At 37.2% G+C, this 24104-nt stretch carries 24 protein-coding genes and 1 tRNA gene; 13 read left to right on the forward strand and 12 right to left on the reverse strand.

Translation table 11 applies throughout. The features are described from left to right. Positions 1-163: 163 nt before the first annotated feature. The gene (locus BXU11_RS15595) at positions 164-1078 is read right to left on the reverse strand and encodes a GLPGLI family protein (RefSeq protein WP_078213213.1); all 915 of its coding nucleotides are present in this window, start codon (positions 1076-1078) and stop codon (positions 164-166) included. A gap of 112 nt (positions 1079-1190) precedes the next feature. Between BXU11_RS15595 and BXU11_RS15600 the strand changes: the two genes are divergently transcribed. Together BXU11_RS15600 and BXU11_RS15605 are read left to right on the forward strand one after the other, a co-directional pair. Then, positions 1191-1991, forward strand: coding sequence for a hypothetical protein (locus BXU11_RS15600; RefSeq protein WP_078213214.1), 801 nt, complete (start codon positions 1191-1193; stop codon positions 1989-1991). Then, the gene (locus BXU11_RS15605; protein ID WP_024982229.1) at positions 1991-2605 is read left to right on the forward strand and encodes a deoxynucleoside kinase; all 615 of its coding nucleotides are present in this window, start codon (positions 1991-1993) and stop codon (positions 2603-2605) included. The genes BXU11_RS15600 and BXU11_RS15605 overlap by 1 nt, the downstream gene beginning before the upstream one ends. 157 nt (positions 2606-2762) lie before the next feature. Here the strand turns inward: BXU11_RS15605 and BXU11_RS15610 are convergent, their stop codons facing one another. From BXU11_RS15610 to BXU11_RS15630, 5 genes are all read right to left on the reverse strand, one after another. Continuing rightward, positions 2763-5315 (reverse strand): sodium-translocating pyrophosphatase, encoded by a 2553-nt coding sequence (locus BXU11_RS15610; protein ID WP_078213215.1) that lies wholly within the window; start codon positions 5313-5315, stop codon positions 2763-2765. Positions 5316-5429: 114 nt separating this feature from the next. Beyond that, the gene (locus BXU11_RS15615) at positions 5430-5960 is read right to left on the reverse strand and encodes an inorganic diphosphatase (RefSeq protein ID WP_078213216.1); all 531 of its coding nucleotides are present in this window, start codon (positions 5958-5960) and stop codon (positions 5430-5432) included. Between the two features lie 102 nt (positions 5961-6062). After that, on the reverse strand, positions 6063-6671 hold the full coding sequence (locus BXU11_RS15620) for a DNA-3-methyladenine glycosylase (protein ID WP_078213217.1): 609 nt from the start codon (positions 6669-6671) through the stop codon (positions 6063-6065). An 87-nt stretch (positions 6672-6758) separates the two neighbouring features. Then, positions 6759-9260, reverse strand: a complete 2502-nt coding sequence (locus tag BXU11_RS15625) for a DUF5686 and carboxypeptidase-like regulatory domain-containing protein (RefSeq protein WP_078213244.1) — start codon at positions 9258-9260, stop codon at positions 6759-6761. 118 nt (positions 9261-9378) lie between these two features. Continuing rightward, the gene (locus BXU11_RS15630; protein ID WP_223253754.1) at positions 9379-10398 is read right to left on the reverse strand and encodes a pyruvate dehydrogenase complex E1 component subunit beta; all 1020 of its coding nucleotides are present in this window, start codon (positions 10396-10398) and stop codon (positions 9379-9381) included. A gap of 422 nt (positions 10399-10820) precedes the next feature. On the opposite strand from BXU11_RS15630, the gene BXU11_RS15635 reads away from it, so the two are divergent. The 4 genes from BXU11_RS15635 (at position 10821) to BXU11_RS15650 (ending at position 14385) form a co-directional block, all read left to right on the forward strand. Beyond that, on the forward strand, positions 10821-11567 hold the full coding sequence (locus BXU11_RS15635; protein WP_024982235.1) for an electron transfer flavoprotein subunit beta/FixA family protein: 747 nt from the start codon (positions 10821-10823) through the stop codon (positions 11565-11567). An 82-nt stretch (positions 11568-11649) separates the two neighbouring features. After that, positions 11650-12618 carry an electron transfer flavoprotein subunit alpha/FixB family protein gene (locus BXU11_RS15640; protein ID WP_078213218.1) on the forward strand — a complete coding sequence of 323 codons (969 nt, stop codon included), beginning with the start codon at positions 11650-11652 and terminating at the stop codon, positions 12616-12618. A gap of 250 nt (positions 12619-12868) precedes the next feature. Then, positions 12869-13492 (forward strand): bifunctional nuclease family protein, encoded by a 624-nt coding sequence (locus tag BXU11_RS15645; protein WP_024982237.1) that lies wholly within the window; start codon positions 12869-12871, stop codon positions 13490-13492. 68 nt (positions 13493-13560) lie between these two features. Next, entirely contained in the window at positions 13561-14385 is an 825-nt protein-coding gene (locus BXU11_RS15650) for a thymidylate synthase (RefSeq protein ID WP_078213219.1), read from the forward strand. A gap of 21 nt (positions 14386-14406) precedes the next feature. On the opposite strand, the gene BXU11_RS15655 is transcribed toward BXU11_RS15650, so the two are convergent. After that, complete coding sequence (locus BXU11_RS15655; protein WP_078213220.1) at positions 14407-14709, reverse strand: isoamylase early set domain-containing protein; 303 nt, start codon at positions 14707-14709, stop codon at positions 14407-14409. 236 nt (positions 14710-14945) lie between these two features. Here BXU11_RS15655 and BXU11_RS15660 point away from each other — a divergent pair, with 236 nt between their 5' ends. Next, a complete protein-coding gene (locus tag BXU11_RS15660) occupies positions 14946-15275 on the forward strand; it encodes a 2TM domain-containing protein (RefSeq protein ID WP_078213221.1) in 330 nt (109 codons plus the stop codon). A gap of 8 nt (positions 15276-15283) precedes the next feature. Further along, positions 15284-15772 carry a dihydrofolate reductase gene (locus BXU11_RS15665; RefSeq protein WP_024982241.1) on the forward strand — a complete coding sequence of 163 codons (489 nt, stop codon included), beginning with the start codon at positions 15284-15286 and terminating at the stop codon, positions 15770-15772. A 55-nt stretch (positions 15773-15827) separates the two neighbouring features. Here BXU11_RS15665 and BXU11_RS15670 read toward each other — a convergent pair. Then, positions 15828-15901, reverse strand: a tRNA-Ala gene (locus BXU11_RS15670). Positions 15902-16016: 115 nt separating this feature from the next. On the opposite strand from BXU11_RS15670, the gene BXU11_RS15675 reads away from it, so the two are divergent. The 5 genes from BXU11_RS15675 to BXU11_RS15690 all read left to right on the forward strand — a co-directional run bounded on the left by BXU11_RS15675 (position 16017) and on the right by BXU11_RS15690 (position 19152). Beyond that, a complete protein-coding gene (locus tag BXU11_RS15675; RefSeq protein ID WP_078213222.1) occupies positions 16017-16784 on the forward strand; it encodes an enoyl-CoA hydratase/isomerase family protein in 768 nt (255 codons plus the stop codon). Between the two features lie 5 nt (positions 16785-16789). Then, complete coding sequence (locus BXU11_RS17885) at positions 16790-16963, forward strand: hypothetical protein (protein ID WP_189318541.1); 174 nt, start codon at positions 16790-16792, stop codon at positions 16961-16963. Positions 16964-16997: 34 nt separating this feature from the next. Further along, on the forward strand, positions 16998-17450 hold the full coding sequence (locus BXU11_RS15680) for a 6-carboxytetrahydropterin synthase (protein ID WP_078213223.1): 453 nt from the start codon (positions 16998-17000) through the stop codon (positions 17448-17450). Between the two features lie 254 nt (positions 17451-17704). Beyond that, complete coding sequence (locus BXU11_RS15685; protein ID WP_024982244.1) at positions 17705-18457, forward strand: UDP-2,3-diacylglucosamine diphosphatase; 753 nt, start codon at positions 17705-17707, stop codon at positions 18455-18457. 11 nt (positions 18458-18468) lie between these two features. Continuing rightward, positions 18469-19152 carry a GNAT family N-acetyltransferase gene (locus tag BXU11_RS15690; protein WP_078213224.1) on the forward strand — a complete coding sequence of 228 codons (684 nt, stop codon included), beginning with the start codon at positions 18469-18471 and terminating at the stop codon, positions 19150-19152. Positions 19153-19176: 24 nt separating this feature from the next. On the opposite strand, the gene BXU11_RS15695 is transcribed toward BXU11_RS15690, so the two are convergent. From BXU11_RS15695 to BXU11_RS15710, 4 genes are all read right to left on the reverse strand, one after another. After that, a complete protein-coding gene (locus BXU11_RS15695) occupies positions 19177-20445 on the reverse strand; it encodes an MFS transporter (protein ID WP_078213225.1) in 1269 nt (422 codons plus the stop codon). 2 nt (positions 20446-20447) lie between these two features. Then, positions 20448-22139 (reverse strand): single-stranded-DNA-specific exonuclease RecJ, encoded by a 1692-nt coding sequence (recJ, locus tag BXU11_RS15700; protein ID WP_078213226.1) that lies wholly within the window; start codon positions 22137-22139, stop codon positions 20448-20450. 303 nt (positions 22140-22442) lie between these two features. Beyond that, positions 22443-23633 carry an ATP-binding protein gene (locus tag BXU11_RS15705; RefSeq protein ID WP_078213227.1) on the reverse strand — a complete coding sequence of 397 codons (1191 nt, stop codon included), beginning with the start codon at positions 23631-23633 and terminating at the stop codon, positions 22443-22445. A 116-nt stretch (positions 23634-23749) separates the two neighbouring features. Continuing rightward, the gene (locus tag BXU11_RS15710; RefSeq protein WP_078213228.1) at positions 23750-24100 is read right to left on the reverse strand and encodes a HopJ type III effector protein; all 351 of its coding nucleotides are present in this window, start codon (positions 24098-24100) and stop codon (positions 23750-23752) included. Between the last annotated feature and the right edge of the window lie 4 nt (positions 24101-24104).

Genomic DNA, 24104 nt, shown 5'->3' on the forward strand with positions numbered 1-24104 from the left:
AGGGCTTCATTAAGATACAAAGTCCCGTCGTCCGCTATATCTTTGCCTTTTTTGAAAACAAAAAGGCAAAGGATGCCGCTACCACCGGGGCTATGGACCAACATGGTTTTGTATTTGGAAAAATTGTAAAAAAATAAAATAGGGTAACAAAAGTTCTTTGGGATCATCCGCCAGATCTAATAATAAATTGTCCACCATTACCACCTCTACCGCGATTCATTTCTCGCATTTCCTCCATTTTCTGCATCATCGTTTCGTCAAACACTTTCTGGGTTACCACTTTACCATTGGTAGCTGGTTTTATGGCTGCTTTTTCTTTTGGGTTTAGCACTACTTTAGAACATAAAATTACCGTTCTGCCATCGTTTACCTCCAAGATCAGTCCAGGCAATCCCCAATAGCCTTCTGGACCTTGGTTAACCGGAATTTCGGGAGTGTACCAAGCCGTGATGGTTTGTTCCTTAGGCATTTCGATCATATCCATGATGCTCGATTTCTTTTCAGTCGCCGCTTCTTTTTTGTCTTTATCGGCAGTTTCTTTTGCTTTTTTATCCTCTTTTGGTCTAAAATTTCTAAAATCCGATTTGTTTATGGGTACCACAGCAGTAGCTTTATAACAATTGTAGCCTCCAATTACTCGGGTTTCGCCTTCCATTTTCCATTTCATTTGCGTGAGCGTATCTTTTACCAAAAACTCCTTACCCATAAATTCTTTGTCTACAGTATACGTTTTGTCTTTTACATTTTTATAATACGTTCCGCCGCCGCCAGTAAAAGAGGCCATCATTCGCATTCCGCCACCACCGCCTTGTCCGGGCGCTTCTAGTTTCTCTTCTTCTTTGTAAATAGAGGCTGATTTGTCAAAATTGAGTATAAATGTTTTCTCAAACATCTTTTTCATTCTTTCCTCGATGTTTTTCATCATCTCGGGAGTCATGTTTTTATTTCCCTCCATTCGGGTTTTAAAATCGGCTGTACTTGTTTTGGATTCGTACACCGCCATACCTTGAAATTCCTGAGCTCTAAGCCCAATACTGGTCAAAACCAGCGCCGTCAACAACAAAATAATTTTATACATGATTTATAGATTTTGGTAATAAGACTAAAACGATCTCGTTTTGTTACACAAGTAGTTAGAAAATCTAATAAGACAATTGAAAATTGAAAAGGTTTAATTGTACATTAGCATTATGAAGCAATTTTTGATTTGGATCATGTTTTTGTTCCTGGGTCTACTCGTGCAAGGGCAAAACAACCTAATAGCAGTTGAAAAAAACAACACGCTTTCAGGTTCGTATTCCTATTACGCTACTGATTCCTTTCAGTATGTTTATGCTGTGCAAGGCAACGTATTTAGCAAAACCCTCCACAAAGAACAGTTGGAATACAAGAATATTTCCTTAGGAAAAATCACGAAAGTTGACATTCAAAATCCACTCAAATTGATGCTGTATTATGAAGATTTTAATACGGTGGTTTTGCTTGATAATCAATTAAATGAAACTCAAAAAATTGACTTCTCACAAGAAAGCGTTCCAATGAATGTTACTGCTATGGGGATTGCGTCGCTCAATCAGCTTTGGGTTTATAATAGTCTCAATCAGCATATAGGATTGTATGATTACCTTAAAAAAACATATAAAACGGTCGGAACTCCGCTCACCACTAAAATTAATTATTATGCAACCGACTTTAATTCGTTTGTATGGATCGATGAAAATAATCAGGGCTACGCTTGTTCTATTTTTGGCAACATTACACCTTTGGGCGAATTTCCAGCAGCGGATCAGCTTCAAATAATTTCTTCTAATAGTGTGTTTTTTTCACAAGGCGATGCGCTGTTTTATTTATCTCGTCAAAAAGACAGTTCTTGGTTGCGTACTAAGATATCGTTAACGGAAAAAAGGTTTCAAAATTTCTATTACCAAGCGCAAAATTTAGCTATTTTTACCGCCGAAGGAATTTCTAATTTTAAAATCATACTACCGTAATGCATATAGCAGTAGCAGGAAACATAGGCTCAGGAAAAACTACTTTAACACAATTATTGTCGAAACATTTCAAGTGGGAACCTCATTATGAGGATGTTGTCGATAATCCTTATTTGGACGATTTTTATCACCAAATGGAACGTTGGTCCTTTAATTTACAGATTTATTTCTTAAATAGTCGTTTCCGACAAATCTTGCAAATTAGAGAAAGTGGTAAAAAAATCATTCAAGATCGTACCATTTATGAGGACGCTCATATTTTTGCTCCGAATCTACATGCAATGAGTTTAATGACCAATCGTGATTTTCAGAATTATACTTCCTTATTTGAATTGATGGAAACGATGGTGCAACCACCAGATTTATTGATTTATTTAAGAAGTTCCATTCCTAATTTGGTAGGTCAAATTCACAAACGCGGACGCGACTATGAAAATTCTATTTCTATTGATTATTTGAGCCGCTTGAACGAACGTTACGAAGCGTGGATTCAAAGTTATACCAAAGGGAAACTTTTGGTGATTGATGTAGATAATATCAATTTTGTAGATAATCCCGAAGACTTAGGTAATATCATTAACAGAATTGACGCAGAATTGAACGGATTGTTTTAGAGATACAGATTACCACATTTATAAAAAACTAAAAGCTTTGCAGACGCAAGGCTTTTTTGTTGATTGGATAAAAAAAACACCTCACAACAAAATAATGTTGTGAGGTGTTTGTAGTTTGAACTAGTGCCAAAGCAATTAACTTAACATAGTAATAGTGTTATTTCAAAGCTTGCACCTTCGCTTTCACTTCTTCTTCGGTTCCTTCAAAAGTTTGCGTGGTGGTCGTTCCATTGGCTGTAGTGGTTACTGTCGCTTTGGAATTTCCGTTTTCGTTGGTCATTTCCACACGAACATCTTTAGAGGTGGTCAATGAAATTGTTTCTGTTTTTTCGCCTATAAATTTTCCGTCAGCGTCATACATAGACAAACATTTGGCAGTACATTCTTCTGAACAACCATTTTCTTTGCACATCGCTGCGCACTCGTCTTTGGTCATAGTGGCCATTTTTGCTGGATCGCATTTTTTGGCTTCGCACATCATTTCAGTTTTAGAACCATTTTTACAACAAGACGCTGTAGCAGCCGTATCAGAATGTCCACTTCCTAAGATAGGAGCAATCACTAACCCAATTAAACAAGTCAATTTAATTAAAATATTCATAGAAGGTCCAGAAGTATCTTTGAATGGATCTCCAACTGTATCTCCAGTTACCGCCGCTTTGTGTGCATCAGAACCTTTATATGTCATTTCTCCATTAATCATAACCCCAGCTTCGAAAGATTTCTTAGCATTGTCCCAAGCACCTCCAGCATTATTTTGGAAAACTGCCCACAATACTCCAGATACCGTTACTCCAGCCATATAGCCTCCTAACATTTCAGCAATCAATTGGTTGTTGTCTGCATACACTAATTTTCCAAGTAAAACAATTGCAATTGGGAAACCAATAGTTAAAATACCAGGTAACATCATTTCGCGTAAAGCGGCTTTCGTTGAAATCTCCACACATTTACCATATTCTGGTTTTCCTGTTCCTTCCATAATTCCAGGAATTTCTTTGAACTGACGACGTACTTCATACACCATATCCATCGCAGCTTTTCCAACAGAATTCATTGCTAAAGCAGAGAACACTACCGGAATCATTCCTCCCACAAATAACATCGCTAAAACAGGAGCTTTGAAAATGTTGATGCCGTCAATTCCTGTAAAAGTTACATAAGCCGCAAACAAAGCCAATGAAGTTAAAGCCGCAGAAGCAATAGCAAAACCTTTTCCAGTGGCTGCGGTTGTATTTCCAACAGAATCCAAAATATCGGTTCTGGTACGTACTTCTTTGGGTAACTCACTCATTTCAGCTATTCCACCTGCGTTGTCTGAGATAGGTCCAAATGCATCAATAGCTAATTGCATAGCAGTAGTCGCCATCATTGCTGAAGCAGCTAAAGCCACACCATAAAATCCAGCTAATGCATAAGTAGACCAGATAGCAGCTGCGAATAACAATACCGTTGGGAAAGTAGAAATCATACCTGTTGCTAAACCAGCTATTACATTAGTTCCAGCACCAGTTGATGATTTTTGGACGATAGCCATTACTGGTTTTGTTCCTAAACCAGTGTAATATTCTGTTACTGATGAAATGGCTCCACCAACAAATAATCCAATTAAAGAGGCATAGAAAACTCTCATAGAAGAAATGTCTTGAACTCCTTCGCCAAAGAATGACATTTGCATTGTTTCTGGTAACATCATATCGATTAAGAAGAAACAAGCAATAGCGGTTAAAACAATAGAAACCCAGTTTCCGATATTTAAGGCTTTTTGTACTTGAGCTTCTTTGGCATCATCACTACTGATTTTTACCAACATCGTTCCGATAATAGAAAACAAAATTCCAAAACCAGCAATCGCCATCGGCAATAAAATTGGACCAATTCCGCCAAAGGCATCTTCGATTTTACCACCCATATCTTTAATCACGTAGTTTCCAAGAACCATTGCAGCCAATACAGTCGCTACATACGAACCAAATAAATCGGCGCCCATACCAGCAACGTCACCTACGTTATCACCTACGTTGTCTGCAATTGTAGCGGGGTTTCTTGGATCGTCTTCAGGGATTCCAGCTTCTACTTTACCAACTAAATCGGCACCCACATCGGCCGCTTTGGTGTAAATTCCTCCACCAACACGAGCAAACAAAGCGATAGATTCAGCTCCTAAAGAAAAACCAGCTAGGGTTTCCAGAACAATGGTCATGTCTTCAGTAGACGTCCATTCTCCGTTCATAAAGATTCTGAAAAAGATAATAAAAAAACCGGTCAACCCTAAAACAGCTAAACCGGCTACACCTAATCCCATTACAGTTCCGCCACCAAAAGACACTTTCAAAGCTTGAGGTAAACTAGTACGTGCCGCTTGTGTGGTTCTTACATTGGTTTTGGTGGCGATTTTCATTCCCATATTCCCCGCCAATGCAGAGAAGAATGCTCCAAAAATAAAGGCTATAACTATTAATAGATGGGTTTTTACGCCAGGCAAGAAAGTGATCCCTGCCAATACTGCACTTGCGATAAGAACAAATACAGCTAATAATCTATATTCTGCTTTTAAAAAAGCTAAAGCTCCTTCGTATATGTAATCTGAAATCTCTTTCATTTTGCCGTCTCCAGCATCTTGTTTGAGCACCCAGGCTCTTTTTGCGAACATGAACAGAAGTCCAATAAGTGCCATGACAATTGGCACATAAATCATAAATGTATTCATAAAAAAAATGTTATTTTTAATTAATTATAAAATCTTGTTGGAAACGAATTTAAGCAAAAAAAAGCAACACTCATTGCTGAGTATTGCTTTTTTTATAAAATAGGAAGGGTAAAATTATTTTATACTAAATAATCCCTCTGGTTTATTTTCGATATCATCAAAACGCTTGGTGCATTCTTGAATGATAGCATAGGCTTCATTCACATCTCCCCAACCTTCAACATCTACTTTTTTGTTTTCTAAATCTTTGTAAACTTGAAAGAAGTGTTCAATTTCTTTTAATAAGTGTGGATTTACATCTGAAAGATTTTCTAATGAATTCCAAATAGGATCAGAAACGGGTACACAAATTACTTTTTCGTCTGGACCTTTATCATCTGCCATGTGAAAAACGCCAATTGGTTTTACTTCCATTACGCATCCAGGAAAAGTAGGTTCGTTTACTAATACCAATACATCCAATGGATCGCCGTCTAAAGCTAAAGTTTCAGGAATAAAACCGTAGTCTGCTGGGTACATCATAGAAGAAAATAACATTCTGTCGAAACGCATTCTTTTGATGGCAAAATCATATTCGTATTTGTTTCTACTTCCTCTTGGTATCTCGATCAATACATCGAAAGTTTTTAATTTGTCTGCAGTCATTTTTAGTAAGTCTTAACGTTTTATAATTTTTTGCAAAAGTAGTTAAACCAATCAGTTTCACCAATAAAAAGTAAAGATATCTACGGATATCTTTTCCAGTTGTTAAGGGTTATAATTGATGGTGCGTTTGCGTTTGCCTAAATAATGATGCCATAATAAATACGTAGCATACGAACGATACGGGGACCAAGATTGTGACAATATTTCCATCTCGGATTTTTCGTGTACGTTAAATAATTCTTTTAGGGTGTTGACTACAGCAATATCGCCAAGTGGAAACACATCTGGGGCTTTAAGAGCAAACATCAAATAGATATCGATGGTCCAATGGCCTATACCTTTTATTTTGAGTAATGTTTCGCGTACTTCGTAAGGTGGTGCTGTGGCTAAGGCTTCTAAAAGGAGTTCCTTGGAAAGGATGGCAGATGCTAGTGCTTTGATGTAACTGGTTTTTTGACGACTCACTCCTGCGGTTCTGAATTGTGTTTCGCAAAGATCAAGCAGAATTTCAGGATGGATGGCCGTGCCAATTGTTTTGAGTTTTAAAAATGTGGCTTTGGCGGAGTCAATCGAGACTTGTTGCTCCAAAATTAAAAGGACCAAGGTCTCAAAACCCTCAGGGCGTTGCGGAATAGTGGGCAAACCGTATTGGTCGTAGATGCCTTTGAAAACAGGTTCTTGTGCAATTAAAAAAGTAAATGGTTCTTGCATAACGGATGTGTTTTAGCCCAGATGGAAGCGGCATCCTCTAGTGGCGGGGTTCGCCACTAGAGATATAGCGTACAGCTGGAATAGCTCCTAAAAATTAAAACCAAAAGTGCCTTTAACCGTAAAATTTTGCGCGTCGGGCAGGTCTCGGTAATTGCCTCTCCAGCCAAAATCGATGCGGAATACTTTGAAAATGTTGCCAATGCCTGCGCTGTATTCCCAATAGATGTTTTCGGGAGCGAGGTAGGGAATTCCTGAAGCGTTGATGGCTCGATTGGCATCTGAAATGGTGCCGTAAACCCCTTTTATACCCACAACTTCTCGCCAATTGAGTTTTCGCATGAATGGAATTCGGGCAAACAAGCGGCCTTGGAAGTTGTGATTCCACTGCAAGGTCACGTATTGATCGCTTATAAATTCATAGAAATTCAGATTGTTAAACGTGTTTTCGATGCTGAAATACGTTTGATTTCCGGGAATGACGCTCATTAATCCCAAGGGTATGATGCCAAATGTTTTGCCGGCTTCCAGAATCAAATTGGTTCTTCCGAGGGGACCAATAATGAAGGGTTGTTTGTAATACAACTGAATTTTGTCGTACTTAAAATCACTGTTTAAAACACCTTTGAATCCATGACTAAAGTTGATAAAAATACGACTGTACGGATTGTCCACAATATCGCGCTCTACGCCAAAACCAATGGTTTGTCGGTTGGGGGTGTATTCGATTTGAAGGTTCGCTTCTGATTGTTTGACCTCACTTTTTATTACTCCCAAAGGATTTGCAGCCGAGGGTAGTGTGGTGTAGTAGTCTAAGCTAAAGGTAGGCGATGCCGATACCAGCGTTCGATGCGAAAGTCCTGCTTGAAACGTCCAGTTTTTGATGGGTTCAATTTCAAAGGAAACGTTGGTTAGATTAATATTGGTTAGTTTGCCGTTGTTACCTGTGGTAAATAAGGCTGAAGAGGCAAAACTTCTACCCAAAACATCGTTGGTCGTGGTTAAGCTAGCCCCTATTTGCTCTACATCACGACGATTGCCTCCGGAGATAATGATGCGGTTTTTCTTGTCGACCATCCATTTGCCCGAAGCGCCATATTTGAATTTGTTATCGTCAAAACCATAGGCGGTAAAGCCTTGCAAACGCCAAGTGTCATTGGGGCCAAAATACGTTCGGCCTCCTAAACGCAAACGAATTCCCTCTACATCGTTGAATCCGAAGGTGGAGTAGACACTTCCAAAATCGAAATTATCAAATTCGACATAGCCACTTCCTAAAATAGAAACCAGACTATAGAGTTGCTTGAATTTTTTGACGGTTTGCAGGGTGTCGAGCATTTTGTAAATGCCTTTTTCGTCTTTGGACAATTTTTCAAAACGGTTTTCATCCCAATACGTTTCGGGTCGGTTATAGACTTCGTTGTCAATAAAATTAACTTCTTCTTTGTAAAATTTAGCCTCTTTGGGTTTATTGAATTCGTGATTGCGGTAATACGATGTTCGTTTGCCATAGACGCCTTTAGATTTTTCTTTTTTGTTCAAGGCAAAATCCGACATCAAGTAGTCTTTTGTGAGCAGGAAAATGGAGTCGTTCATAACGTCAAATTCTTGTTCGATGTAAATGTCTTTTACCCAGTTAATATTGGCGCTTTTGGTTACCGCCATATTGATTTTTTTGATAGCAAAAGTGGTGTCGTTCACCCAAAAATCGCCTTTGAACGTCAATTCGTTTTTGCGTCTAGGATAAAATACAATATTGAAACACCATTTGTTATCGATAAAAGCACTGTCTTTCAATATATAGTTATACACATCGATTCCTGTTTTGGATAACGGACTCGTAAAACTTTTGTCAAAAAAAGTCAAGTGATTATCGTAGATGTCATAGTTTGCATACAAATCCTTGATGAATGCCAGAATTTGTTGGTTACCATTAAAACCTGAGGTTTTGTTGGCTTTATTAATTTCTTTGATTTTTTTGATGGTGTTGTCACCATACACATCATACAAGGCTTCGTTGATAAAAATAGGTAGATAGGTTTTTCCAGTAATTTTAGACGTATCCACTTGGTTAAAAATAAACTCCATGCCTTTGAAAATTTTGTTTTTCATCAGCGCACTGTCAATGGTGTTCATGTCAAATTCTACTTTCTCGTATTTTTCCATTTGATATTGACTGAACTGATACAGGCCGTTTTTGCGTTTACGTTCCCATATTTTGCGCAAAATATCCAAGGCAGGATTGTTTTTTTTAGAAGTTTTACCAGTAAAAATAACCACTTCATTCAATTCTTGCATTTCTTTCAAAACAATTTTGAAGTTGTAATTTACGGCCTTTTCTAAGGTAACTTCTTTGTCTGAAAAACCAGCAGAGGTAACCACTAACGTAGTATAATCTTTGTCGGATTCAATGTAAAACCGTCCGTCTTCATTCGTAACAATACCTGTATTTGAATTTTTAAAAACAACATTGGCATACGGAATGGGTTGGTTGGTTTTATCGACTACAATTCCGCTTACTTTGGTTTGCGCTTGTAGCAGCGAGGCGCTAAAAAAGGCGCTAAAAAAAAGATATAGAAAGAATTTTTTCATAATAAAAAAAGGCTTCATCGAAGTAGTTTCGATGAAGCCTCAAATATAATAATTAAGAGAGTAAGTAGCAGATAAAACAAGTCGTTTTGACTGTTAAAAATGCAAGGTTTACTTCAGATTATTTTTTGTACATTACTTTTTTAACTGCTTTCACAACATCATCTGCATTAGGCAACCAGTCTTTTAACAAAACAGGGGAGTAAGGTGCAGGAGTATCGGCAGTGGTAATACGTTGAATTGGCGCATCCAAGAAATCAAACGCTTGTTCTTGTACTAAATACGTAATTTCAGAAGAAATACTTGCAAATGGCCAAGCTTCTTCTAAGATAACTAAACGATTCGTTTTCTTCACCGATTTCAAAATCGCTTCAGTATCCATTGGGCGAACCGTTCTCAAATCGATTACCTCACAAGAAATTCCTTCTTTCGCCAAATCATCAGCTGCTTTGAACGCTTCTTTGATAATTTTTCCAAAAGAAACAATGGTTACATCGGTTCCTTCTCTCACCACATCAGCTACTCCCAACGGAATAGTGTACTCTCCGTCTGGTACTTCGCCTTTGTCTCCGTACATTTGCTCTGATTCCATAAAGATAACAGGGTCGTTATCACGAATGGCTGATTTCAACAATCCTTTAGCATCATAAACATTCGAAGGTACTACAACTTTAAGACCTGGAGTATTCGCAAACCAATTCTCGATAGCTTGAGAGTGCGTCGCTCCTAATTGTCCAGCAGAAGCTGTTGGTCCTCTAAAAACGATAGGAATGTTAAATTGCCCACCAGACATTTGACGCATCTTGGCCGCATTATTAATAATTTGATCAATACCCACCATACAAAAGTTGAAGGTCATGTATTCTACAATCGGGCGACATCCATTCATGGCTGAACCTACGGCAATACCAGTAAAACCAAGCTCTGCAATAGGAGTGTCGATTACTCGTTTTTCGCCAAACTCGGCCAACATCCCTTTCGATGCTTTGTAGGCACCGTTGTATTCAGCAACCTCTTCACCCATTAAGTATATGGACTCATCGCGACGCATTTCTTCACTCATCGCTTCGCAAATTGCCTCTCTAAATTGTATCGTTCTCATATTATATTTTCTATGTGTGTTTTTTCGAACAGCAAAAATAAATATTTTAAACCACTTTAAAGCAATATTAAGTTTAAAATTATCAGGAGCTATTTCCAGCTATCCGCTATATCTCTAGTGGCGAACCCCGCCACTAGAGGATGCCGCTCCTATCTGGGCTAGGATTCAGTATGCAAAAAGAGTGTTTTCATAAGTAGAGTAAAGGCTCTAGTGTATTATATTTAAAACAAATAGAGGTTAAGATGTGATTTTGTAATGCGTATAAACAGTCAAAACTACAAGGTTTTTATTGTTAGGCACTACACAAGTCAGGTCACAGGTAACCCTTTGGTTTTTATTTGATAAGTGCATTCCTAGCAATCAGCGAAATCGTAATAGTTTTTTCAAAAATATTATGCGTGCATAGTATATATATGAATTATTATTCTAAATTTGTCAAGCTTATCAAAAAAAAATGTCTTATGAAAATATTAGTTTGCATCAGTCACGTTCCTGATACTACTTCAAAAATCAATTTCGTTAACGGTGATTCAGAATTCGATACCAATGGCGTTCAGTACGTTATCAATCCAAATGATGAGTTTGGATTAACTAGAGCCATCTGGTTTCAAGAACAACAAGGCGCAACAGTAACTGTTGTAAATGTGGGTGGACCAGATACAGAACCTACTTTAAGAAAAGCTTTAGCAATTGGAGCCAACGAAGCAATTCGTGTTAATGCCAATCCAACGGATGGTTTCTTCGTAGCCAAACAATTGGCAGAAGTAATTAAAAATGGCGGATACGATTTAGTAATCGCCGGAAAAGAATCTTTAGATTACAACGGTGGAATGGTTCCTGGGATGATTGCTGGAATCTTAGGGTACAACTTTTTGAACTCTTGCGTAAGCTTAACTGTTGACGGAAATGCTGTTACTGCTTCCAGAGAAATCGATGGTGGAAAAGAAACTGTTGCTACAACATTACCATTAATTATAGGTGGTCAAAAAGGTTTAGTTGAAGAGAAAGATTTGCGTATTCCAAACATGCGAGGAATTATGACTGCAAGAACAAAAGCCTTAACTATTTTAGAGCCTGTAGAAGCTAATGTAGCTACTAAAGCGGTAAAGTTTGACAAACCAGCTCCAAAATCGGCAGTTAAGTTAGTAGCAGCGGATAACTTGGATGAACTAATCAGTTTGTTACACAACGAAGCGAAAGTAATTTAGTATTCAGTAATCAGTTTTTAGTATCGGTTTTTAAGTTGCAAAACTTTTAATCTTAAGCTATAAACTCTTAAACAAAAAAATTATGTCAATATTAATATATGCAGAATCTGCAGAAGGAAAATTTAAAAAAGTAGCATTAGAGTTGGCTTCTTATGCTGCTAAAGTTGCTGAAACATTAAATACTACCGTAACGGCTGTAACCGTTAATGCGGGAGATGTTTCGGAATTGTCAAAATATGGTGTGAACAAAGTTTTAAAAGTAACCAATGATCAATTGGCTGCTTTTTCAGCAAAAGCTTACGCCGACGTAATCAAACAAGCTGCGCAAAAAGAAGGTTCAAAAGTGGTAATTCTTTCATCAACTACTGATAGTATCTATTTGTCTTCATTAGTAGCTGTAGGTTTAGAAGCAGGTTTTGCTTCAAACGTTGTTGGATTACCAGTAAGTACCGCTCCATTTCAAGTAAAAAGAACTGCTTTTTCTAACAAAGCGTTCAATACCACCGAAATTAGCACTGAGGTAAAAGTATTAGGAATTGCCAAAAATTCGTATGGTATTTTTGAAAATGCAGTAGCAATTACAGAAGAAGATTTTACACCAAGCATTGACGCGAACGACTTTGGTGTAAAAGTGACTTCAGTTGAAAAAAGCTCTGGAAAAATTTCTATTGCGGATGCTGATATTGTAGTTTCAGCAGGACGCGGAATGAAAGGTCCAGAAAACTGGGGAATGATAGAGGAATTAGCAGGAGTTTTAGGCGCTGCAACTGCTTGTTCAAAACCAGTATCCGACTTAGGTTGGAGACCTCACGGAGAACACGTTGGACAAACAGGAAAGCCAGTTGCGACTAATTTGTACATTGCAGTAGGTATTTCTGGAGCGATTCAGCATATTGCGGGTATCAACTCTTCAAAAGTAAAAGTTGTTATCAATAGTGACCCAGAAGCGCCTTTCTTTAAGGTAGCTGATTATGGTATTGTTGGAGATGCTTTCGAAATTGTACCGCAATTGATTGAAAAATTCAAAGCTTTCAAAGCACAACATTCATAGTTCTTAGTGCCCAGCTTTTAGTCCTAAATCTAATAAAGTAACGTTTCTTAACAATAAGAAAAAGAACTAAGTACTAAGGACTAGCAACTAAGTGCTAATTTAAATCACAATAAGGCTACCTAAAAACAAGATAATCGTATCTTTGCTTTAGGTAGCTCTTTTTTTTATCCCTTTTTTTGATTAAAATTGCACCTTTAAAAACATCAAATAACTTGCAGAATCAATAGTTGTTTTTTCTATAAAAAAATCCATGAGCTTAGTAAAATTAACCATAAAAGGAATATCCTACAGTCAAACACAGAACGGAGCTTATGCTTTGATTTTGAACGAAGTAGACGGCGAGAGAAAGTTACCCATTGTTATTGGTGCTTTTGAAGCGCAATCTATTGCCATTGCTTTGGAAAAAGAAATCAAACCGCCACGCCCTTTGACACACGATTTGTTCAAAAATTTTGCAGAACGCTTTGATATTGTGGTAAAACAAGTGATCATTCACAAGTTGGTCGATGGTGTTTTTTATTCAAGTATTATTTGTGAAAGAGACAAAATTGAAGAAATTATTGATGCCAGAACCTCCGATGCAATTGCTTTGGCGCTGCGTTTTCATGCACCAATTTTTACCTATAAAAACATCTTAGATAAGGCAGGTATTTATCTGAAATCAAACCTTTCTAATGCCGATGCAGGAGCTGAGGAAATTGATGCGATATTGTCTAATCCTCAAACGTTTGGTAATGAAGAAGAGAGTAATCAATCTGGTACAGCTTATGCCAATCATACCCTACAAGAATTAAACGAACTTTTAGAGCAGGCGGTGGAACATGAAGATTATGAAGCGGCAGCCAAAATAAGAGACGAAATATCAAAACGATAAAACTTATTGCGATAACAACATTTGTTTACTTGCGCATGCAATAGGTTTACTAATGAAATATTCCCACAATGAAACAATACCATGACTTAGTAAAGCACGTTTTGGAAAGCGGCACACAGAAAGGAGATCGAACTGGAACAGGAACCAAAAGTGTTTTTGGTTATCAAATGCGCTTTGATTTGGCAGAAGGATTTCCGATGGTGACCACCAAGAAGCTTCATTTAAAATCCATCATTCATGAGTTGTTATGGTTCTTAAAAGGAGAAACCAATATTGCTTACCTACAAGAAAATGGTGTAAAAATTTGGGATGCATGGGCCGATAGTAAAGGGGATTTAGGACCTGTGTATGGTCATCAATGGCGTAATTGGAACAGTGAGGAAATAGATCAGATCTCCGATTTAATTACGGAACTAAAAACCAACCCCAATAGCCGAAGACTTTTGGTCTCAGCTTGGAATCCTTCGGTTTTGCCAGATACTACAAAGTCCTTCGAAGAAAATGTAGCCAATAATAAGGCAGCATTGCCACCATGCCACGCCTTTTTTCAATTTTATGTAGCAGACGGAAAGTTATCCTGTCAGTTGTATCAACGCAGCGCCGATATTTTCTTGGGTGTTCCTTTTAATATTGCTTCTTATGCCTTGTTGACGATGATGATTGCTCAAGTGTGTGACTTAGCTCCAGGCGAATTCATTCATACCTTTGGGGACGCACACATCTATAACAATCATTTTGAACAAATTGAATTGCAACTCTCAAGAACGCCAAAAGCATTGCCGATAATGAAGCTAAACCCCGAGGTAAAAGACATTTTTGCGTTTACCTATGAAGATTTTACTTTAGAAGGCTATAATCCACATCCTACTATAAAAGGAAGTGTAGCTGTTTAGTAAGTTGAAAAAACAGTAATTTTAATTGTAAAGCTCCAATACTGAGTTTTCTGCTCCAGCATACGAATTCCATTTGAATCCGTCAGCCTCAGGCTCGTTAAGGTATACACCATCTATTAAATATTTGAATTCAAAAGTGGCGTCTTTTGGTAAATCAAAGATGCCTTTGAAGGTCCCGTTCTTTAATTTGGTTAACGTGCCTTCTTGTGTGTTCCAATTATTGAAGTCACCAATTACTGCTGCCGATTGTGCTTCTTTTGCTGTAATTGAAAAGGTAACTTTACACAATGATTTCGTTTTTGTAAATTGTTTTTTGATTGCCATAATATATTGTTTTTTAATATTTTAGTACAAGTTAATTAGAATCTTGTAAACTATAAATAGCATTGTTTTATTTTTACGAATTTTTGAAAATAGCCCTTAGTTAATTTTATATTCTGTTTTTTTTCATGGAATAAAAAAGGTATTCTAAAAATTATCTGTGAGCTATAACAGGGTTTTGGTCTTGAAGTATTTTAATAGTTTAAAAAATATTTTATCTTTAAAAAAAATAATCAACTATGGATTTAGAGCAACACGAACAATATGAATATGCTAGAAAAAGAATCAAGCAAAAGAAAAGACTGTACTATCATTTTGTGCTTTTTTCATTAAGTAGTCTTTTTCTATTTGTGGCTTATCGTTTTTTTGACGTAGGAATTGAAAACAATTGGACGTTATGGGCAGTTACCATGTGGGCTTTTCTGTTTGTGCTTCATTTTGTAAAAGTGTTTATTACAGATCGTTTTATGAATAAAAATTGGGAACGCGACCAAATTGATCGATTGGTAGCTTTACAGCAAAAAAAAATCAGCCAACTAGAAAGGCAAATTGAAAACGAATCAAAATAAAGACACAAATGATTACACTTATTGCTGCCGTAGCAGAGAATTGGGCTTTAGGTAAAAACAACGAGCTGCTTTGGCATTTGCCTAATGATTTCAAAAGATTTAAAGCCATCACTTCAGGGCATTATATTGTAATGGGACGAAAAACCTTTGAAAGCTTTCCTAAACCATTACCCAATCGAACGCATGTGATTATAACTAGACAGAAGGATTATGAAGTTGAAGGTTGTATTGTGGTGGATTCGATGGAAAAAGCCTTGGCAGTTTGCCCTTCTGAAGCGCCAATTTATGTGATTGGAGGAGGCGAAATTTATGCGTTGGCATTGCCTTTTGCAGATCAATTAGATCTAACACGTGTGCATCATGAGTTTGAAGCAGATGCCTTTTTTCCTGAAATTGATGTGAATAAATGGAAGTTAACCAGTGCGGAAAAACAACCTAGAGACGAGAAACATCTTTATGAGTATACTTTTGAAACGTATGCGAAAATTCAAAAGTAATCTTTGAAGAGAATAAAAAAAAGCCTTAAAAACAGAAGTTTTTAAGGCTTTTTTGTGGAGAAGATGGGGCTCGAACCCACGACCTCTTGACTGCCAGTCAAGCACTCTAGCCAACTGAGCTACATCCCCATGACTATGGCGCAAATATAGTATTTTAATTATTGATTATACAAATATATTCATCACAAAATAAAAAAGAAGCTAGGTCTAGAAATAGTTTTAACTTTACCCAAAAACAACCAGCATGTCAATGAGTACTTCTCCCGGGATCTTATCGATCAATATTTCTAATGGAATTGCTACGCTTACCTTTGGGCATCCAGCTAGTAATTCTTTTCCTAAAGAACTATTACAACAACTTACTGAAGCTATTGAACAGGTAGGAACCAATGAAGCTGTGCAAGTAGTGGTTTTGAAAAGTGAAGGAATCGGAGTTTTCTGTGCAGGTGCCTCATTCGACGAACTTTTGGCGGTCAGCAATGAAGCCGAAGGAGCAGCCTTCTTTTCTGGGTTTGCTAATGTCATTAATGCAATGAGAGCTTGTCCGAAAGTGATTATTGGTCGCATTCAAGGCAAAGCCATAGGCGGTGGAGTTGGCATTGCGGCAGCTTGTGATTATACCTTGGCTACACGTCAGGCTAGTATCAAATTATCAGAACTCGCCATCGGAATTGGTCCTTTTGTGATTGAGCCTGCGGTGAGTCGTAAAATCGGAAAAATGGCGATGTCTCAAATGACCTTGGCGGCTCAAGAATGGAAATCGGCCGAGTGGGCACAACAACAAGGTTTGTATGCCGCTATTTTTGAAACCCTTCCAGAATTGGACGAAGCCGTGCAACAAATGGCCACACAACTAGCCAGCTACAATCCCCAAGCTTTACTCGAAATCAAGAAAGTATTTTGGGAAGGCACCGATCATTGGGCAACTTTATTGCTAGAACGTGCTGCGATTTCCGGACAATTGGTTCTTTCTGATTTTACCAAAAACGCTTTACTTCAATTTAAAAAATAACAACAATGACTTTTTTTTCTTTACTTCAAAAAGTAGATGTAGCCCAAAAAATAGCCCAAGCACCAGACAAAAGTTACGAAATAGGCGTGGTAATTGGCTCGTATTTGCCTTTCGTGGTTTTGGTTGGATTTGCGTATTGGATGTATTACCGAGCAAAAAAAAGAGACGAAAACCGTTAATAATCCTTAAATTTGCCACTCAAATTCAATACAGATGAGTAATATCAGAATCACCAAAAAATTTAGTTTCGAAACCGGTCATGCTTTGTATGGTTATGATGGGAAATGCAAAAATGTACACGGACACAGTTACAAATTATCAGTAACGGTAATTGGCTCACCTATAACCGATCGATCGAACGTAAAATTAGGAATGGTGATTGATTTTACCGATTTGAAAAAAATTGTAAAAGAAGAAGTAGTAGATCAATTTGACCACGCTACTGTTTTCAACCAAACGACTCCTCATATTGAATTGGCAAAAGAATTAAAAGACCGTGGACATCACGTAATTTTGGTCGATTATCAGCCTACCAGCGAGAACATGATTGTTGATTTTGCGGCAAGAATCAAAAGCCGATTGCCAGAGGGAATTAACTTATACTCTTTAAAATTACAAGAAACGGAATCTTCTTTCGCAGAATGGTTTGCCAGCGACAATGTATAGAAATAGATAACCCATTAGTCAAATTCAAATAAAAATTTAACCACACTTCGATGCCTCAGTGCAGGCTAGAGCCATAGATTAAAAGAAAATCAATATAGAAAAAAGAGAAAAAGTTCTATTTTCCACGATAGATAACTATGTGAATAGTAAAACGTCTATTTTCTTTCTCTTAGAAAACTACAAATTCTATGATTCTATGTGGTAAAAAAATAATTTAACCCAAAGTTTCGGGATCAAAATCCAAATTAAATTGCATGACTTCAATCTCCAAAAAAATATATTTTGCTTCTGATCAACATTTTGGTGCGCCTACGCCTGAGTTGAGTTTTCCTAGAGAACAAAAATTTGTAGCATGGCTAGACGAAGTAAAGAAAGATGCAGAAGCTATTTTTTTATTGGGTGATTTATTCGATTTTTGGTTCGAATACAAAACCGTCGTGCCCAAAGGATTTGTTCGCGTTTTAGGTAAATTGGCCGAGATTCGCGATAGTGGAATTCCGATTTATTTTTTCGTCGGGAATCATGATTTATGGATGAACGATTATTTTGAAAAAGAACTGAATATTCCGGTTTTTCATGACAATCAAGAATATACTTTTCATGGAAAAACTTTTTTAGTAGGACACGGAGACGGAAAAGGACCTGGCGATTTGGGCTACAAACGCATGAAAAAAGTGTTTACCAATCCGTTCTCTAAATGGCTGTTTCGTTGGTTGCATCCTGATCTTGGTGTTGGACTAGCACAATATCTTTCGGTAAAAAACAAGTTAATTTCTGGAGCCGAAGATGTAACTTTTTTAGGCGAAGACAACGAATGGTTAATTCAATATGCCAAACGAAAACTAGAAACCAAGCATTATAACTATTTGGTTTTTGGACACCGTCATTTGCCCATGAAATACACCGTTGGTGAAAACGCTGAATACGTAAATCTAGGCGATTGGATTACTTATTTTACTTATGGCGTTTTTGATGGTGAAACTTTTGAGGTCAAAACATTCAACTAAATTAAAGTGATATGGTGCCAATAGATTTTGATAAACTAGATTATCCTATTGGGAATTCCATTAAAGAATGCCATAGTCAGTATGGATTAGATTTTCAAAATGGGCATTTTTATCTTCCTGACTATTGTCCTTTTGGGGACTTTTCTTCTTTTGAAAATGCAGCTTCTATTTTAGAACAGTATTTAAAATTAACATCTTCTTTTTACATTTTTGGTAACTTACCTGAAGTCCCTTCGTGTATAGAAAATAAAGGAGCGTTACGTTGTTGTCAAATGATTCTAACTTGTCGAATTAAGCATCCTATTACTGAAACTATCATCAAATTAGGCCCTGAAAAGTTAGACGATTTGTTGGGTTTGGTACGTTTGGTTTATCCAGAGTACTTCAAGCCTCAAACCACAGCTATGGGAAATTATTACGGTATTTATAAAGACAGTAAATTAGTTGCTGTTACAGGTGAGCGCATGCAAATGAACGATTTTATAGAGGTCAGTGCTGTAATTACGCATCCGGATCACACAGGAAAAGGGTATGCTAAACAGTTAGTAACACATACTGCAAACGCTATTTTTGATCAAAATAAATTTCCTTTTTTGCATGTCGCAAGGCGCAATAGTAGAGCGATTCATGTGTATGAATCATTAGGATTTAGCACGCGTAAAGAAATTAATATTTGGCATTTGGTTAAAAAGTAGCATAGCCCTTAATTTGCCGCTTTTTTAGGAATTTTCATGTGCATCGAGATCTTTTTGTAAATCCAATTTTCGGAAAGAAGGCATAAAGGTTCCCATTCCGAGTACAATCATCAACGTCATACATCCTCCAAATACCACTGCAGGAACGGTTCCCATTAATTTGGCAGTTAAACCACTTTCAAAAGCACCCAATTCATTCGACGAGCCAACAAAAATTGAATTTACCGAAGCCACACGGCCACGCATGTGATCTGGAGTTTTTAATTGTAAAATAGTCGAACGAATCACCATTGAAATGCCATCCACAACGCCACTAAAGAATAAGGCTAACAAGGAAACCCAGAAGATGGTAGAAAGGCCAAAAATGATGATACAAACACCAAACAAGAAAATAGCGGTTAGCAATTTCATTCCGGCATTTTTATTTACTGGAACATAAGCGGTGAAAAGCATGGTTAGTATCGCTCCAACTGCAGGAGCGGCTCTTAGAACGCCAAAACCTTGCGAACCTACTTGCAAAATATCTAAAGCGAAAATAGGTAACAGCGCTACTGCGCCACCAAATAATACCGCAGTCATATCTAAGGTTAAGGCTCCAAGAATCATCTTGTTGTTGTACACAAATTTTACACCTTCTTTCAAACTATCCAAAACAGGTTCTCCAATTTTTGGATTTAAAATGGGTTTCTTTTCTATGAAAGTTAAGCCTAATAAAGCAGCAAAAGCAAAGGCAACGACAAGGGCTAAAGACCAATGAACGCCTATAAAAGTAATTGAAAATCCAGCAACCGCAGGTCCAATTACCGATCCTACTTGCCAAACCGAACTGCTCCAAGTAGCGGCATTGGAATAGGCTTTTTTGGGTACGATTAAGGCTAAAAGAGAAAAAATAGTAGGCCCCAAAAACGAACGGACAAGACCACCTAAAAAGACAAATAAGTAAATGAGGTACAGAATGGTGCTGCCTTCAAACTGGGAAGAAAAACTTGGAATAGTCAAGCAAAATAATCCTGAACTAATAAAAAGAAATCCCAAAATACATTTGATTAGCATGCCTTTTTTTTCCTTTTGATCCACGATATGACCAGCAAACAGCGCCATGGCAACCGCAGGTATGATTTCCATCAACCCAATAATCCCCAAGGATAAAGCACTTTTGGTTACGCGATATACTTCCCATTCGATAATGATAAATTGCATGGACCAAGCAAAAACCATAGCAAATCGTAACAGTAAAAAGGTATTAAATTCTCTATAACGCAAGGCAGCGTATGGGTCGTTTTTTGTTTTCATTTTTAGTTTCTAATGTCTTTCAATCGCAATTGTAATTCTATTTTGTCGTTCCATTCATTTTCGTCTATGCAATAAGCGGCTTCGAAAAGTTGTTTGTTTTTTACTATTGCATGTTTGCTTCCCAATCCAAAACCAATAGCAGGAATTCCTTCCGAATTATTTTGGCGCACAAAAAGTTTCAGATGTTCTTCTTCTTTTCCCATCGGTTTTCCGTAGCCCGTATCAAATACATTTTTGGTCGCAAAAACAGGAGTCATATTTTGAGGACCACAAGGTTCAAATTGTTTTAAAATGCGTGTAAATTTAGGGGTAATTTCTTCAAAACCGACAACAGCATCGATAGAAAGTTCGGGTTGAAGTAATTCGGGGGCAATGGTTTCTTGAACTACTTTTTCAAAGGCTTCCTTAAATGCGGCATAATTTTCAGGTTTCAACGTCATGCCTGCAGCATACATGTGTCCTCCAAATTGTTCCAAATGTGCTGCGCAAGCTTCTAGCGCATTGTAAACATCAAATCCTTTTACCGAACGGGCTGATGCGGCATATTTATCGCCACTTTTGGTAAACACCAAGGTAGGGCGATAGTAGGTCTCTATCAATCGAGAAGCGACAATGCCAATCACGCCTTTGTGCCAAGTTTCCTGAAAAACCACTGTGGTAAATCGGTTTTGTTCGCCGTTTTCTTCAATTTGTGTCAGCGCTTCTTTGGTGATTTGCTGGTCCAAATCTTTGCGTTCGGCATTATAGGCTTCAATTTCAGAGGCAAATTGCTGGGCTTGTTCAAAATCAAATTCGGTCAACAATTCTACGGCATGATTTCCGTGTTTGATGCGACCTGCAGCGTTAATTCTCGGCGCAATAATAAAAACTACATCCGTAATATCGAGTGTTTTTTTCTTGAGTTGATGCGTCATCGCCTTAATTCCAGGGCGTGGATCGCTATTAATCACCTGTAATCCAAAATGTGCCAAAACTCTATTCTCACCCGTCATCGGAACAATATCAGCTGCAATTGCGGTAGCCACCAAGTCCAGATACGGAATCAAATCTTCTATGGTTTGATTGCGGTTAGCTGCCAAGGCTTGAATGAGTTTAAAACCAATTCCACAACCACACAATTCGTCGTACGGATACTCACAATCAGTTCGTTTCGGGTCTAAAATTGCTACGGCATCAGGTAAATTGTCACCAGGACGGTGGTGGTCGCCAATAATAAAATCGATATTCTTTTCTTTGGCATACGCCACGTGATTAATAGATTTTATCCCACAATCTAGCGCTATAATTAGCGAAAAACCGTTGTCATCAGCAAAATCAATTCCTTTAAACGACACTCCGTAACCCTCATCATAACGGTCCGGAATATAAGTCGCAACATTGGGGTAAAAACTTCTCAAATAGCCCGAAACCAAAGAAACAGCCGTAGTTCCATCCACATCATAATCTCCAAAAACCAAAATATATTCCTCATTTTCTATTGCTTTTTCAAGCCTTTCCACCGCTTTGTCCATATCTTTCATCAAGTAGGGATTATGCAAATCGTTTAGTGAGGGACGAAAAAATTGTCGCGCTTCCTCAAATGAAGCGATGCCTCTTTGCAGTAATAATGCGGCAATCGTTCTAGAAACTTGTAAGGCTGTTGCTAATTCATTTATTTTTTCTTCTTCGGGTTTGGGTTTGAGTGTCCAACGCATTGTATTTTAGGTTTTATAACTTGTTAATTAGGCGTATAATTTATTTTTTTAGAAACCAAAGCAAAAGGCTTTTCAGGAAACACGGGTCCCGCTATCCGCTATATCTTTGTTTTTTTAAAGAAAAAAAACAAAGGATGCCGCTGCTATCGGGGTTAAAGAGCCACAAATTGCCTTTTTGTTGGTATTTTAATTGTGCTTTTATTTTTTCGCTATTAAGCAAAAACAACTATTTATTGGTACATTTTCTGAGCAAAATAGCTTCTGAATACGTCTTTTCTATTTGTTCTATTTTCTATGCTCTATTTAATACAGAAAGCCAAAAAGCCAAACAGGAATTACATTTCCTACACCAATTTCAATATTGTCCTTGGCAATAAAACTGTTGTCAATATTTTGAATTTGAACTTGTTTTTTGTTTTTCCCACCAATTTCAAAAGTATACTTTTCATTAATCAAAAAGTCACCTTGCTCAGCTAAATGAATTACTGCAAGATTCTTGAATTGATTGACAAAAAATGTTTCTCTTAAATTGCCCACATTCGTATTTTCCTTTGCTAAGGCATACATCAAATTCGTATTGTTCAAAAATAATTTTTCAGGTTTTGTAAGCGCACCAATTCCTTTTGTGGGGCGGTACAATTCATTGACCAAACCGGCTCGCTCTAATTGTTTTATGGCTTGAATTAAAACCGCTCTTGATGCGCCAATTCTCTCGCTCAATTTAGTGATATTTGGTGTAAAAGGCGCACTTGTAGCGATAGCAAAAAGCAATTTTTTGAGTTTAACAATCAATTCGTAGCTAATATGGTCTACTGCATTGATGTCAATTTCGATAATTAAATTGATCGTGTTAATCAGTTTTTGGTGGTACAACTTACTGTTTTCTTTATAGTAAGGGTAAGCTCCAAATTCCAAATATTTCAAAAACAGAGGAATAGGCTTTATTTGTTGCAAAAGGCTACTTGCAATTTCAGTGTGATTTTCTATGATAGTAGTAAAATCAATCGGTTTTAGATTAATTCCCGTTTCAAAAACAATGAATTCCCGAAATGACATTTCTTTCAAATCATAACTCACCGCTCTTCTGCTCAAATCCGATTCTGACTTGTAGATTTCTAGCATAGACGAAGAGGTAAACACTACTTTTAGTTCTGGGACATCATCATAAATAAGCTTCAGTTCTCTCGACCAATTGGCATATTTGTGTACTTCATCTAGTAACAAATGTGTTCCTCCAATCTTTGAAAAATTCTTGGCTAAATCAATTACCGTATGCTCTATAAAGTATAAATTGTCTAAGCTAACAAATAGTGTAGTCTTTAGATTCAAATGTTTTTTTATGTGTTGTAATAACAGTGTGGTTTTTCCTGAACCTCTTGCGCCTTTTATGGCAATCAATTGATTGTTCCAATCGATTTCATCTATTAAGTACCGCTGAAAGTCTAAGGTAGTTCGGGCTATTTTTTGCTGAAATTCTAATAAAAGATTTTCCATTTTATGCTTTTTAAGAAACAAATATATGGAAATTGTTATTTGTAAATAACATTATTTGCTATTTTTGTTATCTACAAATAACAATTTTTATAAAAAATGTTATCTAAAAATAATAATTATTGTTGTTTCAATGTCAAAGGCTCTCCGTAAAAAGCGATGCCATCCCAACCTGTTTTCATAAAATTACGAATGTTTTGGTGGTCTGTTCCTTCTGGATTTTTCAAGACGTCTTCAGTATAATACGCTCCAAAACAAGCTAATGTTGCTTCTGGAGATAATTGCTGTAATTCAGCAAAAGCAAACAATTTACAAGAGCCGTTGTTCTCGTTGGCAGCATTATGTTGTAAGCCGTTTTCGAAAGCTGTTGGTTCAAAATCGTAATGCGCTTCAATAACCGCGATAGTTTCTTGAAAGGTAATCGCGTTTGGGGTGTTTTTTACTTTTTCTAAAAAGGTAGTTAGGCTCATATTT

This window comes from Flavobacterium sp. LM5 (assembly GCF_002017945.1).
In the GTDB taxonomy this organism is placed as follows: domain Bacteria; phylum Bacteroidota; class Bacteroidia; order Flavobacteriales; family Flavobacteriaceae; genus Flavobacterium; species Flavobacterium succinicans.

What these genes read in the sequence shown, in the direction of transcription:
- BXU11_RS15595 (WP_078213213.1), bottom strand. Translation starts at nt 1,078, where the DNA reads ATGTATAAAATTATTTTGTTGTTGACGGCGCTGGTTTTGACCAGTATT.
- BXU11_RS15600 (WP_078213214.1), top strand. Translation starts at nt 1,191, where the DNA reads ATGAAGCAATTTTTGATTTGGATCATGTTTTTGTTCCTGGGTCTACTC.
- BXU11_RS15605 (WP_024982229.1), top strand. Translation starts at nt 1,991, where the DNA reads ATGCATATAGCAGTAGCAGGAAACATAGGCTCAGGAAAAACTACTTTA.
- BXU11_RS15610 (WP_078213215.1), bottom strand. Translation starts at nt 5,315, where the DNA reads ATGAATACATTTATGATTTATGTGCCAATTGTCATGGCACTTATTGGA.
- BXU11_RS15615 (WP_078213216.1), bottom strand. Translation starts at nt 5,960, where the DNA reads ATGACTGCAGACAAATTAAAAACTTTCGATGTATTGATCGAGATACCA.
- BXU11_RS15620 (WP_078213217.1), bottom strand. Translation starts at nt 6,671, where the DNA reads ATGCAAGAACCATTTACTTTTTTAATTGCACAAGAACCTGTTTTCAAA.
- BXU11_RS15625 (WP_078213244.1), bottom strand. Translation starts at nt 9,260, where the DNA reads ATGAAAAAATTCTTTCTATATCTTTTTTTTAGCGCCTTTTTTAGCGCC.
- BXU11_RS15635 (WP_024982235.1), top strand. Translation starts at nt 10,821, where the DNA reads ATGAAAATATTAGTTTGCATCAGTCACGTTCCTGATACTACTTCAAAA.
- BXU11_RS15640 (WP_078213218.1), top strand. Translation starts at nt 11,650, where the DNA reads ATGTCAATATTAATATATGCAGAATCTGCAGAAGGAAAATTTAAAAAA.
- BXU11_RS15645 (WP_024982237.1), top strand. Translation starts at nt 12,869, where the DNA reads ATGAGCTTAGTAAAATTAACCATAAAAGGAATATCCTACAGTCAAACA.
- BXU11_RS15650 (WP_078213219.1), top strand. Translation starts at nt 13,561, where the DNA reads ATGAAACAATACCATGACTTAGTAAAGCACGTTTTGGAAAGCGGCACA.
- BXU11_RS15655 (WP_078213220.1), bottom strand. Translation starts at nt 14,709, where the DNA reads ATGGCAATCAAAAAACAATTTACAAAAACGAAATCATTGTGTAAAGTT.
- BXU11_RS15660 (WP_078213221.1), top strand. Translation starts at nt 14,946, where the DNA reads ATGGATTTAGAGCAACACGAACAATATGAATATGCTAGAAAAAGAATC.
- BXU11_RS15665 (WP_024982241.1), top strand. Translation starts at nt 15,284, where the DNA reads ATGATTACACTTATTGCTGCCGTAGCAGAGAATTGGGCTTTAGGTAAA.
- BXU11_RS15675 (WP_078213222.1), top strand. Translation starts at nt 16,017, where the DNA reads ATGTCAATGAGTACTTCTCCCGGGATCTTATCGATCAATATTTCTAAT.
- BXU11_RS17885 (WP_189318541.1), top strand. Translation starts at nt 16,790, where the DNA reads ATGACTTTTTTTTCTTTACTTCAAAAAGTAGATGTAGCCCAAAAAATA.
- BXU11_RS15680 (WP_078213223.1), top strand. Translation starts at nt 16,998, where the DNA reads ATGAGTAATATCAGAATCACCAAAAAATTTAGTTTCGAAACCGGTCAT.
- BXU11_RS15685 (WP_024982244.1), top strand. Translation starts at nt 17,705, where the DNA reads ATGACTTCAATCTCCAAAAAAATATATTTTGCTTCTGATCAACATTTT.
- BXU11_RS15690 (WP_078213224.1), top strand. Translation starts at nt 18,469, where the DNA reads ATGGTGCCAATAGATTTTGATAAACTAGATTATCCTATTGGGAATTCC.
- BXU11_RS15695 (WP_078213225.1), bottom strand. Translation starts at nt 20,445, where the DNA reads ATGAAAACAAAAAACGACCCATACGCTGCCTTGCGTTATAGAGAATTT.
- recJ (WP_078213226.1), bottom strand. Translation starts at nt 22,139, where the DNA reads ATGCGTTGGACACTCAAACCCAAACCCGAAGAAGAAAAAATAAATGAA.
- BXU11_RS15705 (WP_078213227.1), bottom strand. Translation starts at nt 23,633, where the DNA reads ATGGAAAATCTTTTATTAGAATTTCAGCAAAAAATAGCCCGAACTACC.
- BXU11_RS15710 (WP_078213228.1), bottom strand. Translation starts at nt 24,100, where the DNA reads ATGAGCCTAACTACCTTTTTAGAAAAAGTAAAAAACACCCCAAACGCG.